Origin of the sequence: uncultured Maribacter sp., assembly GCF_963977385.1 — a bacterium.
In the GTDB taxonomy this organism is placed as follows: domain Bacteria; phylum Bacteroidota; class Bacteroidia; order Flavobacteriales; family Flavobacteriaceae; genus Maribacter.
The window spans coordinates 29,338-43,195 of sequence record NZ_CAXBOU010000002.1; the positions used below are offsets into that span (position 1 = coordinate 29,338).

Below are 13,858 nucleotides of genomic sequence, written 5' to 3' on the forward strand. Positions count from 1 at the left end.
CGTATTATTATGGATAGGTTCAAATTGAACCTCTTTATAATAAATACGTAATCAATAATCATGAAAATAAGATAATCGCAAAAATGTAGCGAAGGCTATGTTATAATTATTGGTTTAACTAACTTTAGGTTTTGACCAACCAATTATACATAACCGATGAAGACCTTACTACGAAACCTTGCTTTCTTTACTTGTTTATTTATTTCAACAACACTTTTATCTCAAGATTTTTCAGCTTTTGAATATCGTACAATTGGTCCTTCAAGAGGCGGTCGGGTAACTACGGTAACTGGTACTGCCATGCAACCAGGAACTTTTTATTTAGGCGCGACTGGGGCAGGAGTATGGAAAACTGAAGATTACGGAACCACATGGAACAATATCTCTGACGGATTTTTTGAAACTCCCTCAATAGGTGCTATTGAGGTAGCTGTTAATGACCCAAATATTATTTATGTGGGTACTGGTTCTGACGGACTCCGAAGTAATATTATCAATGGAAAAGGTGTTTACAAGTCTATCGATGCCGGTGTCACTTGGACCCATATTGGGCTTGATAATGTAGGACAAATAGGAGCTGTTGAAATTGACCCTACCAATAGTAATATTGTTTGGGTTGCAGCTATAGGAAATGCTTTTAAACAAAATGAAGAACGGGGAGTATATAAAACCATTGATGGTGGTGTAACTTGGGAGAAGGTATTATTCGTTTCGAATAAAACAGGCTTTGCAGATATAGAGTTGTTACCAGGAAATCCAAATGTGGTTTTTGCAGCGGCCTGGAAAGCACAACGTACACCATGGACAATTGATTCTGGTGGAGAGAATAAAGAAGGTGGTATTTATAAATCGGTTAATGGGGGTAAAGATTGGACGAAGTTAGAAGATGGTTTGCCAAAGGGCTTAATTGGTAAAATAGATTTAGCTGTTGCTGCGTCTGATTCGAAAATCGTATACGCAGTTATAGAAGCTCCTGGTGATGAAGGCGGCGTTTATAAATCTATAGATCAAGGTAAAAGTTTTGAACAGACTTCTAGTGAAAAGGGTCTTGTAAATAGACCTTTCTATTATACGAATATTGAAGTTGACCCTACCAATCCTGATATTGTATATTCAAATGCCAATCCGTTATTAAAATCAAAAGATGGTGGTAAAACTTGGACCATTATGGCTGTGCCACATGGTGATAATCATGATATTTGGTTAAACCCGAATAACCCTGATTTATTGATACAAAGTAATGATGGTGGTGCTAATATTTCACATAATGGAGGGAAAACATGGTCTTCTCAGTTTAATCAACCGACTGCAGAAATATATCAAGTAGCTGTAGATGACCAATATCCTTATTGGGTGTATGGTGCTCAACAAGATAATACAACAATTGCGATACCGAGTTCTTCACCAAGTGGTTCTTCACCACAAGGCACTCAAGTAATGATAGAAGTAGGAGGCTGTGAAACTGGACCATCCATACCTAAACCAGGTAACTCAGATATCGTTTATAATAATTGTAAAGGCCGTTTTAGTGTTTATAATAAAATAACAGGAGCCAATCGTGAGTATTCAATTGGCGCTTCGAATATTTATGGTCATAATCCTAAGGATTTAAAATATAGATTTCAGCGTGTGGCTCCGATTCACGTTTCTCCACACGACCCAGATGTAGTTTACATGGGATCTCAGTATGTTCATAAAACTAGAAATGACGGAGTTATTTGGGAAACAATTTCTCCAGATTTGACTGCTTTTGAAGCTGATAAACAGGTTGTCTCAGGTAATCCGATAACACGTGATATAACAGGGGAAGAGTATTACAGTACATTGTATTCTATTCGAGAATCTAAGATTCAAAAAGATCTTATCTGGACAGGTTCAAATGATGGTATTATTTCCTTAACCAAAGATGGAGGGCAGACTTGGGAAAACGTTACTCCTAAAAAAATGCCTAAAGGTGGTAGGATAGAATCAGTAGAACCATCACAATTTGACCCAGCTAAAGCATACATTTCGGTAGATAGACATCTTTTAGGTGATAACACTCCATATTTCTATATGACTAAGGATTTCGGTAAAAATTGGGAACTGATAAGTACATCTACTAATGGAATACCTGCCGATTACACAGCTAAAGTATTACGTGAAGATCCTGTAAAAGAGGGCCTTTTATATGCTGGTACCGAATATGGAATGTTCGTTTCATTTAATGATGGAATAAACTGGAAAGCATTTCAACAGAACCTACCTGTTACGCCAATTACCGATGTAATCATCCATAGAGGAGATTTGATACTAAGTACGATGGGTCGTGGATTTTGGATACTAGACAATATTACTTCTCTAAGAAACCCTGAATTAGTTGAATTAAAAGATAAGGCAATACTGTTTAAACCTGACAATACAATTCGATATAGAACGCCAAGAAGGTCTTCTGACTTTCCTAATTATCCTTCTACAGGTGTATTAGTAGATTATTACCTGCCTAAAGAATTTAAAAATAATGTTCAACTAGAAATATTAGATTCAAATAAGAAATCTATTGTCACCATTGTTAGTGATTCTACATTATTAAAATCTACCTCTGAGGAAGTAGAGGATATGAATTTAAGCATGACTTTTAAATATGCGGATGCCAAACTTGAAACTAAAAAAGGATTGAATCGTTTTGCTTGGGATTTAAAACAAAAAGGAGCTTGGAACGATAAGAAATCAAGATCTTTCAAAAACGGACCTTTGGTACTTCCTGGTCTTTATACCGTTAGATTAACAGCAGGTAAGGAAACTTTAGAGCAAACATTTGAAGTATTAGTAGATCCTAGGCTCGAAAAAGAAGGAGTTAATACTGTTACAATTCAAGAACAACTTGTTTTTGAAAATAAGGTTATTAGCTTATTAACAGAGGCTAGAAAGTTTCAAGCGAAGGTAGAATCTGAGATTAAAACAAGTAAGAACGCTGACAAAAAGACTGAACTGGAAAAGGTATTAAAAGAACTTAAAAATGAAGAAGGTGCTTATCCTCAACAAATGCTAGTTGCTCAGATATCCTATTTATCTTATATCGTTGGGGGTGCAGATAAAGTACCTGGTAATGAAGAAGTAGAACGTCTTAAAGACCTACAGCAACAGTTTAATTCTGTTAAAAACAAAGTAAAACTTAACTAAATATTTAATGGGTAATTGCTACGAATAATAACAATTGCCAAAAAATCTCGTCGATAGAATAAAGGTTTCCGTATAAACAAAAGGGCTAGACTTCTATTCCATTCTACCAGAAAAGTATAAAGTTTCATTTTTGGAGTGTTAATTAAAAACACGCTTTAAATGAAACAATATATAATCATAGCAAGCACTTTATTTGCTCACTTTGCTTTTGCACAAGATGTAGAAACTGATACTGCCTCTAAAATATGGTCTTTAGAAGATTGTATTTCTTACGCAATTGAAAATAACATTACCGTAAAAGATGCTGATTTAAACACCAGTATTTCTGAAGTAAGTTATAATAAAGCAAAATCGGCTAAGCTTCCAAATCTATATGGTAGTGCCTCACAAAACTTCTCTAGCGGTACTTCTATTGATCCAATTACTAGCGATTATGTTTCTGATCAAATACATAGTACCAATCTTGGTATTAATAGCTCTGTAACACTTTTTCAAGGAAATCAGTTAAACAATCAGGTTAAGCAAAATCAACTATTAGTAGAACAGAATAGTTTATTGGCACAAGAAGCCAAAAACAACATTGTAATAAGCATTCTAGAATCTTATTTACAAACCTTGTACAGTAAAGAGGGTATTAGTATTGCCAAAAACAATTTAAGTGCTTCAGAAAAAGAGGTGCTAAGAGCAAAATCTAGATTAGATGCTGGTACTATTGCATTAAGTGATTATACCGAAGCTCAAAGCCAAGCAGCAACTAATAAATACAATGTAATTGCTGCAAAGAACGATTATGAGCTAAACATCATCAACCTAAAACAATTACTAGAATTATCCCCTTTAGAGGATTTAACTATAGAAACGGTTGAAGAGAATCAAGACTTAATCAATCTAGAACTTAACAAAGAAGCTATTTACACCAATGCCTTATCTTATTTACCTGAGGTTGAAGCTAGTAAAACAAACATTCTAGTTAATGAAAAAGAATTAGAAATAGCTAAAGGTGGTTATTTACCAACCCTTGCATTAACAGGAAGCCTTGGTTCTGGTTACACTAGTATACGTGACAATACTTTTACGGATCAATTAGATGTCAATTTTAATCAAAGGTTAGGGCTTAGTTTAAACATACCAATCTTCAATAGAAATCAGACAAAATCTGCTATTCAGACCGCTTCATTTAATATAGAAAAAGCTGAAATTCAAAAACAAACTATTGAGAAAGAAGTAATTAAAAAGGTGGAAACTGCCTACCAAAATGCGCTTTCATCACAAGAGCAGTTATTCGCGGCAGAAGTATCCCAAAATGCTGCAGAACAATCTTATAATCTAGCACAGAAAAAATACGAGTTGGGCGACTTAAGTACTACCGATTTGGTTATTAGTCAAAATACCTTTACTAATGCCCAACAGAACTATTTACAATCAAAATACCTAAATATTTTATATCATCAATTATTACAGTTCTACCAAGGAAACGATATTAAACTTTAATCAAAATGAAAAATAAAACAAAAATCATAATAGGAGGAATAGCGCTGATAGTCTTAGCTTTTGTAGCATATAGCTTTATAAAAGGTGATGACAGCGTTGCTATTGAAGCTAAAACCATAGCAGCTAAAAAAGGTGACGTTACCACTATGGTAACTGCAACAGGTACTATTGAGCCTATAAACCAAGTTGATGTTGGTACGCAAGTCTCGGGAGTTGTGGAGAAAGTATATGTTGATTACAATAGCGTGGTTAAAGAGGGGCAATTAATTGCGGAATTAGATAAAACGAATCTTAAAGCTTCCACTACACAAGCTCAAGCTTCTTATGACAATGCTATTAGTCAAAGAAACTATTTGCAAACCATTTATGAAAGACAGAAATCGTTGTACGATAATCAAGTAATCAGCAAATCTGATTTTGACGATGCTGTTTACAATTACGAAACTGCAAAAGGCACAGTTACACAACGTTTGTCTGACTTGCAACAGGCCAAAACAAACTTAGGCTATGCAAATATCTATTCTCCTATAGATGGTGTGGTACTATCAAGAGATATTGATGAGGGGCAAACAGTAGCCGCAAGCTACAGTACACCAACACTTTTTACCATTGCACAAGATTTACAAGAAATGCAGGTAGAGGCCGATGTTGATGAGGCAGATATAGGAGTTGTAAAAGAAGGACAACGAGTAAGTTTTACTGTTGATGCTTACCAAGGTCAAGAGTTTGAAGGTGAAGTAACACAGGTAAGATTAGATCCAACCATTACTTCAAATGTAGTAACCTATACAGTCGTTATCAAAGCTGATAATCCTGATTTGAAACTTAAACCAGGTTTAACGGCAACTATTTCGATTTACACCCTAGAACTAAAAGATGTATTATCGGTAGAAGCAAAAGCGATCAATTTTAAACCTACCCCACCAGAAATGATGGCATATAACGAGCAGGAGAAGTTAACGATAGAGCGTCCCAATAATGGACCAAGAACAACCGATATAGAAGATGTTACCAAAGTTTGGGTTTTAGAATCTAATGGAGCTATTACTCCGAAAGAAGTGAAATTAGGTGCAAGTGACGGAGTAAACGTTCAAATTTTAAGTGGTATTAATGAAGGTGACAAATTGGTATATAGTTTAAAATCCGAAACTACCCAGTCTGGTGTATCAGCAGGTGGTACAGAAGAGAGTCCATTTATGCCACAACGCCCAGGAGGTAAAAAGAAATAAGCATGAGTAAAGAAATCATAAAAATAGAAAACTTAAAACGTGAGTTCGTCATGGGCACAGAAACTGTTCATGCACTACGTGGAATATCATTTTCTATAAAAGAAGGGGAATTTGTAACTATTATGGGGTCTAGTGGCTCTGGTAAAAGTACTATGCTTAACATATTGGGCTGCTTAGATCAACCCACATCTGGTACTTACGAGATTGATGGTGTAAGCATGAAAGATTTAAGTAGAAATGAACTGGCTACAATTAGAAATGAGAAAATAGGATTCATTTTTCAATCTTATAACCTTTTAGCTAGAACATCTGCAATAGAAAATGTAGAGTTACCATTGTTATATAACAGCAAGGTATCTACAGAGGAGCGAAGAGAACGCGCTATTAAAGCTTTAGAAATGGTTGGTTTGGGAGATAGATTACATCATACACCTTCTCAACTTTCTGGTGGTCAACAACAACGTGTTGCCATTGCTAGATCACTAGTAAACAACCCAGTAATGATTTTAGCAGATGAGGCAACGGGTAATTTAGATACACGTACTTCTTATGAAATTATGTCTTTATTTCAAGATTTGAACAAAAAAGGCATCACCATCACCTTTGTTACTCACGAGCCAGATATAGCTACTTTTAGTAGTAGAACAATTGTATTAAAAGATGGGGATATCATGCAAGATTATCAAAATCATAAAATACAATCCGCAGCAGCAGAATTGGCAAAATTGCCTAAACAAGACGATTAATTATGAGACTATTAAATCTATTCAAAATCGCTTTCAAAGCTATAATTCTTAACAAAACAAGAACATTGTTGACCATGTTAGGGATTATCATTGGCGTAGCTTCGGTAATTACCATGTTAGCTATAGGTGAAGGTTCTAAAGAGAGTATTAGAAGTACCATTTCAAGTATGGGATCCAATATGATTACTATACGTCCTGGGGCAGATGATAGAGGTCCTGCAAGGGGTAGTGGGGGTGATGTGCAAACTCTAACGCTTGCTAACTATGAAACGATAAAAAATCAATCTACACTTCTAAGTTATATAACACCTATTGTAAATGGCGGCGGACAAGTAATAAACGGTGCCAATAACTGGCCAAGTACCATCTATGGTGTTAACCCAGAATATTTGGAGATTAAAGTTGTGGGGCTTCAAAGCGGGAGTATGTTCACCGATGCCGAAGTAAAATCCGCTTCTAAAGTTGTTGTTCTTGGACAAACTGTTGTAGAGAATGTATTCCCTGATGGTCAAGATCCTGTAGGTCAAATGATTCGATTTGATAATATTCCGTTTAAAGTCATAGGAGTTTTAGAAGAAAAAGGAGAAAACACATTTGGGCAAGATCAAGACGATGTGGTTATTGCTCCTTATACCACGGTACAAAAACGCATTTTGGCTATTGATTATTTAAATCAAATCATGGCTTCTGCTATTAGTGAAGATGATGCAGCCGATGCTGTTATAGAAGTGACGGATATTCTACGCGCAGAACATAAATTAATGGGTACCGAAGATGATGATTTTACAGTTCGGTCTATGGAAGAGTTAATTTCTACCTTTAGTTCTACCAGCGATATGCTTACTATTCTTTTGGTTGCAGTTTCAAGTATTTCATTATTGATAGGCGGTATAGGCATTATGAATATCATGTACGTATCGGTAAAAGAACGAACAAAAGAAATAGGACTTCGTATGGCAGTAGGCGGCAAAGGCTCAGATATTTTGATGCAATTTCTTATTGAAGCAATATTAATAAGTATTACTGGTGGACTCCTTGGGGTATTCATAGGACTAAGTGCTACCGTTTTTATTGAAAAGTTCTTACATTGGCCTACCAGCGTAACATTGTATTCAATAATAATATCATTTGCTGTCTGTGCGGTAACAGGTATTTTCTTTGGATGGTATCCTGCAAGAAAAGCATCGTCTTTAGACCCAATAACCGCTTTACGTTATGAATAAGAAATTATGTACAAGAATAAAAAAATAATCATAGTTCAGCATCTACTCATTTGGTTAGTGCTGTTGAGCATACCTTTTGTTTTATCATACGGTCAAGAATTGGATAATAATAGATTAATTGCCCATTTCTTAATACCCATGTTATTCTATGCAATCATATTTTATCTGAATTTTCTCATACTAATTGACAAATTCCTTTTCTCGAATAAAACGGTAGTATTTATTCTTATCAATTTAGTGATTATCGGTTTTTTTATTTTGATGAAAGAATTTATTGAGGATAATTATTTTGCCGAACTCATAAAGAAACGACCGCCAGAGGATAATAGGGAAGGACCTCGATTTAAACTGTTCTTATATGTACAAATGTTATCCTATGCTGCTCCTTTACTTTTTTCAATAGCCATTAAGACCACTAAAAGATGGGTTAGAACTGAAGCAGAGAAAAAGGAAGCGGATAACTTTAAATTACAAACGGAACTGCAACATCTTAGATATCAGTTACAACCACATTTCTTTTTCAATTCTTTGAATAATATATATTCTCTTGTAGATATATCGCCGGATAAAGCAAAATCTACCATTCATAGTTTAGGCAAATTAATGCGCTATTTATTATATGAAACAAGCACTGAATTAGTTCCTCTTTCAAAGGAAATTGAATTCATGAGAAAGTATATTGACTTAATGAATCTTCGTTTAACAGATAAAACAACCGTAGAATCTAGCTTTCCAATTAGTGAACCACAGACTAAAATTGCTCCATTACTGTTCATCTCTCTAATTGAAAATGCTTTTAAACATGGGGTTTCTGCGAACAAAAATAGTATCATTTCAATTGATATGACCATTAAGGAAAACATAGTGGATTTCACAATTGAAAACCATAATTTCCCTAAACAGGACAATGATAAAAGTGGTTCTGGAATTGGGTTGGCTAATCTAGAAAAACGCTTACAGTTATTATATCCAAATAAACACACTTTTAAAAAGGAACTTAAAGGTGGTGTTTACAGGGTTAATTTAAAAATAGAGACTAACTAAACATCATAGGGCTCTTATTTTTTTGAATAGTGATAAACTGAATACTCTAATTCAATAATTACTATGTATAGAAAAATTTTTTTGAGTGTTATCAAATAAAACAATATCGCTACTCAAGTTATCTTATTTCAAAAATATAATTCGTTTAAACTTTAATATATGAAAGATGCCTCTAAGCAAACGCTTGTAGCGCTTTTTAAAAAACTTTGGGATTACGTAAAACCTTATAAAAACTTGGTCATTGCGTCTTTAATCTTAACCATAATCGGCTCATTATTGGCGCAGGTTAATGCGTTAGTATTACGCTACACCGTTGATGAATTAACAACCTTAAGTGACGCTAATAAAACCGTAAAAGAAGGGTTTTCGCTATTAGCAACAATTAGCATTATTCTTCTTTTAAAGGAAGGTTTTTATGCATTAGTACAATTTGGTCAAAAGTTCTACGGAGAAAAAATGAAAATTTACATTTCAAAAGACTTTGCTCAAAATATTGTAGAACGCATATTGACTTACAAAATGGCTTTTTATAGTTCTCCAACTAATGAAAGTGGCAAATTACAAACCAGAATAGATTTAGGCGTCTCCAGCCTTACACAGTTAGTAAAAAACTTTTTTATTGACATATTACCTTTATTTTTTAATGCTTTTGTAGCTTTAATTATCATGTTTAACGCCAACGTATATGTGGGGTTAGTGAGTCTTTCAATTATTCCACTTTTCTTCTACATAAGCAGTTTACAAGCTAAAAAACTGAAAGGTTTTAGACGCACCATGAGGAAATATAGAGAAACAAAAAATAATGGCATTATTGGTTTAATAAATTCTATTACCGTTATAAAATCTTTTACAAGAGAAAGTTTTGAAAGTAAAAAGCACGAAGCCATTCAGATAGACATGACTGAAAATCAATTACAAACAAGAAAATTAAGTTTCTTATTTGACGGATTGAAGAAATTCACAGAACAATTTGGAGTCGTAATTATTATCATATTAACCGCTTATTTTGTTTTAAATGGCAGCATGACTATCGGCGCCATAATGTTTCATATTTTACTATTTAACAATGTATCGGCACCTATACAACAGCTACATCGCATTTATGATGAAGTACAAGATGCGATAATATATTCGGATGCGTTTTTTGAAATTATGGACGCAGATGAAGAAACAGAATTAAGTGGCACTTACATTCCTGAAAAATTCACCGGTACTTTTGAAATTAAAAATGTAGATTTTGCATATCCTAATGGAACAAAAGCCCTTTATGATGTTTCCATGGTTATTAAACCCAATACGATAAATGCTCTAGTTGGTTTAAGTGGTGCTGGAAAAAGCACGGTGATTAATTTGTTAGATAAGTTCTACGCACCCACTTTAGGTAAAATACTTTTAGATGGTGTTGATTTACAAGAGTATGATACGCATTGGCTAAGAGATAACATCGGATTGGTATTACAAAAGAACCATATATTTAATGGTAGCATTAAAGAAAACATCCTTTACGGAAAAGAAAATGCTACAGAGGAAGAGGTTGTAGCAGCAGCAAAACAAGCCTATATCCATGAGCAAATTATTCAATTACCAGAGGGATATAATTCAAAAGCAACATTACTATCTGGAGGGCAACAACAGCGGGTTTCTATAGCAAGATTATTTCTAAAAAATCCTCCTATTATTTTTCTTGATGAACCTACGGCAAGTTTAGATGCTATAGCAACAGAAAAAATCAAGAAAAGTTTAGACGCCATAAAAAAAGGGCGGACAGTAATCGTTATTTCTCATAGTATTTCTCAAATAATTGACGCCGAAAATGTCATTGTTTTAGAAAAAGGAAAAGTTATCGAACAGGGTACTCATGTGGCATTGTATAACAATGAGAGTGCCTATTATAAAATTTTTAATGCTATGGCAAATAGCTTAAATATTGATAAAATTAAAAACACGTTAAAAGAATAAATTTCTGATTTTATTTATAAAATTAGAACTATAAATAATAAAGCGAAAGACTATGAAATATTCAATTTTAATTATCCTCGTCGTCTTATCTTTTGGTTCTATTTCCGCCCATGAAGGTGGACATGGAGTTCCATCCAAACAATGGGAATTAACAACCACTGATAGAATAATCAAGGCTGATTTTATTTCATACGAAAACGGTGAAGTTTGGCTCATGGATGGCAATCATACTATTCAAACTTTTCAAATAACAGACTTCGCACAAGCTGATCAAAACTATATTAAAACAAAAAATAAATTTATTCATTCTTTAAATAACAGCACAGCTATTGAAGCTGATTCTCAATCACTTTCAATTTTTAATTGGGTTCTTATTGGTTTAGGTATTCTTCTTTTGTCCTTTTCTATTTTTAAACTGATAAAACAAAAAAAAGTAGTGTACTTAACTCACGGAGTACTCGGTTTAGGTGTAATTTTAATAGTATCGTGTAAAAATACCAGTGCAACTAAAACAAGTACTACGCAAGTACCAGCAAATAATGTTTCTTTGATGCAAATCTTTTTTGAAAAATTTGACGGTGTTACAACACATTCAGACGCTAAGTACCTGTATGTTTCATCAAATGGCTTACCAAATCATTACATGATGGTTGGTATAACAAACTGGCAACAACAAGTTCCTATCAAGTAAAATTATACCGGTGACAATAGTTGGGCAATACCTACGCATCCAAAAATGGCAGAATACCCATTATCTACAAAAACCAATTTACTAAAAGGTGCGATAGCTGTTGCAGTAAATGGAATCCCCATATTTAACCCTTTAAACAATAGAGGTGAAGATGCGAATGCTATTGGAGAATTAGACAACTGGGGCGGACATTGTGGTCGTGCAGACGATTATCATTATCATTTACCACCATTGCATTTACAAGATCAAGTAGGTACAGGTAATCCTGTTGCTTACGCTGTAGATGGTTTTCCCGTATATGGCGAAACAACAGATGCATTAGATGAATATTTAGGAAAAACAAACGCAGATGGTTCTTATCAATATCATACTATTAAAGAATATCCTTATTTCATTGCAGGTATGAGAGGTGAAGTCATATTGGACCCAAAAACAGAGGCACCAGAGAATCAAGTGTCTCCGCAACCTAGAACACAAGAATTAAGACCTGCTTTAAGACCACTACGAGGTGCTGAGATTATTGGTTTTAAAACTTTAGGAGAAAATTCATATGCGTTAACGTACAGTTTAGATTCAGAAGAATATATTATAAATTACAAATGGGACAATGAAGACAATTACAGCTATCAATTTATAAATCCTGATGGTACAGCAACCGTTGAAACCTATAAATTAAGAGTAAAATGAAATATTCAAAATTAATAATACCCATTCTTTTTATTGGGTTGATGTCTTGTAAAAATAATAAAAAAGGAACTACAGAAGTGAATCATGATAATTTCAAAACTATACATTCAGATTTTAAACTAACCAGTATTGCAATAGAGGATGCTATTTTATTGGATGCTTACAAGTGCGAAGAGAAGGTCAATGATCTCGAAAACTCCATTCCATTGTCGTGGGAAAATGTGCCAGAAGGCACTAAATCTTTAGCAGTTGTAATTTATCATTACCCGAAAAAGGATAATAAAACAGAAATTAATTCATACCTGTTATTATGGGATATTAATCCGAAAACAACAGAAATACCATACAAAATGGCGGCTAAAGGGAATTGGTTTATGGGATCTAATAAAGATGGTACAGCGATATCCTATACGTCGCCATGTTCTCGTGGTAAAGGTAAACACGAATATACCATAGCGCTTTATGCCTTATCCGAAACACCTACCACTTTACCTAAAGAACACAGTTTACATGTAGATTATAATGTATTTATGAATGCAATGAATACCGTAAAAATTATAGATAGAACAACATTAACATTTATAGACTCCAATTAAAAAAAACATAATAATGATACACTTAAAGAACATTATATTACTCTTTGTTTTCGCTTCTTTAACGATTACAGCTTGTAAAAACAGTCCAAAGACTACTCCTCAGAATTCAGAAGTTTATAAAGGCACAGCATCTGTATCGCAAGGGCAAGCAACAGTTGTAACTGAAAATATATTGGAATGCGATAAAGGTAGAGAAGCGCCAATTGGTACTTCTACTGCAACAGACGGCAGTACATGGACGGTTCCTGCAGCCGTTAATTTTACGGATGACAGTTTTCCTTTTGCATCCGATTTGTTTAATCCTTGTACAAAGGTAGAATATAAAAATGCAGACGAAGCTCTAGCAGCTTTAGACGGAACAGATATTATAGAAGTAGATGCCGATGGTGAAATAATTACAGCGTATGTATTTGCTGACAACTATTTTGAAATGTACATTAATGGAATTCCTGTTGGGAAAGATAATGTGCCTTTTACGCAATTCAATTCTAATATTGTTAGGTTTAAGGTAAGCACGCCTTTTACAATAGCCATGAAATTGGTAGATTGGGAAGAAAATAGTGGTTTAGGATCTGAGGCGAATAGAGGACAAGCATTTCATCCTGGAGATGGAGGTATGGTAGCTGTTTTTAAAAATGCTAAAGATGAGATAATTGCAACAACAGATGCTAATTGGAAAGCGCAAACCTTTTATACAGCGCCTATAAGAGATTTATCTTGTGCTAGCGAAGAAGGCACTTTAAGATTAAGTGAAACGTGTAGTACGGAAGATTCTAATGACGGAACGTCATATTACGCTTTACACTGGAAAACACCATCAAACTGGCAATCGGCTGCTTTTGATGATAGCCAATGGCCTAACGCAACAGAGTTTACAAACAATACTATAGGTGTAGATAATAAACCATCTTACACCAATTTTACAAATATTTTTGATGATAGTACCGCAGATGCTCAATTTATATGGTCAACAAATGTAATTTTAGATAACGAAGTATTAGTTAGATATACCGTAAAATAGATATAGAAA

The 13,858-nt window shown here is 34.2% G+C and carries 11 protein-coding genes; all 11 read left to right on the forward strand.

The window, feature by feature from the left end; all coding sequences use genetic code 11:
- Positions 1 to 156: 156 nt before the first annotated feature.
- Complete coding sequence (locus AAC084_RS03375) at positions 157 to 3,162, forward strand: hypothetical protein (protein ID WP_339836934.1); 3,006 nt, start codon at positions 157 to 159, stop codon at positions 3,160 to 3,162.
- Positions 3,163 to 3,321: 159 nt separating this feature from the next.
- Positions 3,322 to 4,653, forward strand: coding sequence for a TolC family protein (locus tag AAC084_RS03380; RefSeq protein ID WP_339836937.1), 1,332 nt, complete (start codon positions 3,322 to 3,324; stop codon positions 4,651 to 4,653).
- Between the two features lie 5 nt (positions 4,654 to 4,658).
- Positions 4,659 to 5,882, forward strand: a complete 1,224-nt coding sequence (locus tag AAC084_RS03385; protein WP_339836939.1) for an efflux RND transporter periplasmic adaptor subunit — start codon at positions 4,659 to 4,661, stop codon at positions 5,880 to 5,882.
- A 2-nt stretch (positions 5,883 to 5,884) separates the two neighbouring features.
- Positions 5,885 to 6,628: an ABC transporter ATP-binding protein gene (locus tag AAC084_RS03390; RefSeq protein ID WP_339836942.1), complete on the forward strand. Its 744-nt coding sequence runs from the start codon at positions 5,885 to 5,887 to the stop codon at positions 6,626 to 6,628.
- 2 nt (positions 6,629 to 6,630) lie between these two features.
- Entirely contained in the window at positions 6,631 to 7,851 is a 1,221-nt protein-coding gene (locus AAC084_RS03395) for an ABC transporter permease (RefSeq protein WP_339836945.1), read from the forward strand.
- A 6-nt stretch (positions 7,852 to 7,857) separates the two neighbouring features.
- Complete coding sequence (locus AAC084_RS03400; RefSeq protein ID WP_339836947.1) at positions 7,858 to 8,895, forward strand: histidine kinase; 1,038 nt, start codon at positions 7,858 to 7,860, stop codon at positions 8,893 to 8,895.
- A gap of 159 nt (positions 8,896 to 9,054) precedes the next feature.
- On the forward strand, positions 9,055 to 10,854 hold the full coding sequence (locus tag AAC084_RS03405; protein WP_339836950.1) for an ABC transporter ATP-binding protein: 1,800 nt from the start codon (positions 9,055 to 9,057) through the stop codon (positions 10,852 to 10,854).
- A 52-nt stretch (positions 10,855 to 10,906) separates the two neighbouring features.
- Positions 10,907 to 11,545: a hypothetical protein gene (locus AAC084_RS03410; protein ID WP_339836952.1), complete on the forward strand. Its 639-nt coding sequence runs from the start codon at positions 10,907 to 10,909 to the stop codon at positions 11,543 to 11,545.
- Between the two features lie 27 nt (positions 11,546 to 11,572).
- Positions 11,573 to 12,232: a YHYH protein gene (locus AAC084_RS03415; protein WP_339837950.1), complete on the forward strand. Its 660-nt coding sequence runs from the start codon at positions 11,573 to 11,575 to the stop codon at positions 12,230 to 12,232.
- Complete coding sequence (locus AAC084_RS03420) at positions 12,229 to 12,828, forward strand: hypothetical protein (RefSeq protein ID WP_339836954.1); 600 nt, start codon at positions 12,229 to 12,231, stop codon at positions 12,826 to 12,828. Before AAC084_RS03415 ends, AAC084_RS03420 begins: the two co-directional genes overlap by 4 nt.
- A 13-nt stretch (positions 12,829 to 12,841) precedes the next feature.
- The gene (locus tag AAC084_RS03425; RefSeq protein ID WP_339836957.1) at positions 12,842 to 13,849 is read left to right on the forward strand and encodes a hypothetical protein; all 1,008 of its coding nucleotides are present in this window, start codon (positions 12,842 to 12,844) and stop codon (positions 13,847 to 13,849) included.
- The last annotated feature ends 9 nt before the right edge of the window (positions 13,850 to 13,858 follow it).

Excerpts from the sequence above, each read along its gene's own strand:
- AAC084_RS03375 (WP_339836934.1), top strand. The coding sequence starts at position 157 with ATGAAGACCTTACTACGAAACCTTGCTTTCTTTACTTGTTTATTTATT.
- AAC084_RS03380 (WP_339836937.1), top strand. The coding sequence starts at position 3,322 with ATGAAACAATATATAATCATAGCAAGCACTTTATTTGCTCACTTTGCT.
- AAC084_RS03385 (WP_339836939.1), top strand. The coding sequence starts at position 4,659 with ATGAAAAATAAAACAAAAATCATAATAGGAGGAATAGCGCTGATAGTC.
- AAC084_RS03390 (WP_339836942.1), top strand. The coding sequence starts at position 5,885 with ATGAGTAAAGAAATCATAAAAATAGAAAACTTAAAACGTGAGTTCGTC.
- AAC084_RS03395 (WP_339836945.1), top strand. The coding sequence starts at position 6,631 with ATGAGACTATTAAATCTATTCAAAATCGCTTTCAAAGCTATAATTCTT.
- AAC084_RS03400 (WP_339836947.1), top strand. The coding sequence starts at position 7,858 with ATGTACAAGAATAAAAAAATAATCATAGTTCAGCATCTACTCATTTGG.
- AAC084_RS03405 (WP_339836950.1), top strand. The coding sequence starts at position 9,055 with ATGAAAGATGCCTCTAAGCAAACGCTTGTAGCGCTTTTTAAAAAACTT.
- AAC084_RS03410 (WP_339836952.1), top strand. The coding sequence starts at position 10,907 with ATGAAATATTCAATTTTAATTATCCTCGTCGTCTTATCTTTTGGTTCT.
- AAC084_RS03420 (WP_339836954.1), top strand. The coding sequence starts at position 12,229 with ATGAAATATTCAAAATTAATAATACCCATTCTTTTTATTGGGTTGATG.
- AAC084_RS03425 (WP_339836957.1), top strand. The coding sequence starts at position 12,842 with ATGATACACTTAAAGAACATTATATTACTCTTTGTTTTCGCTTCTTTA.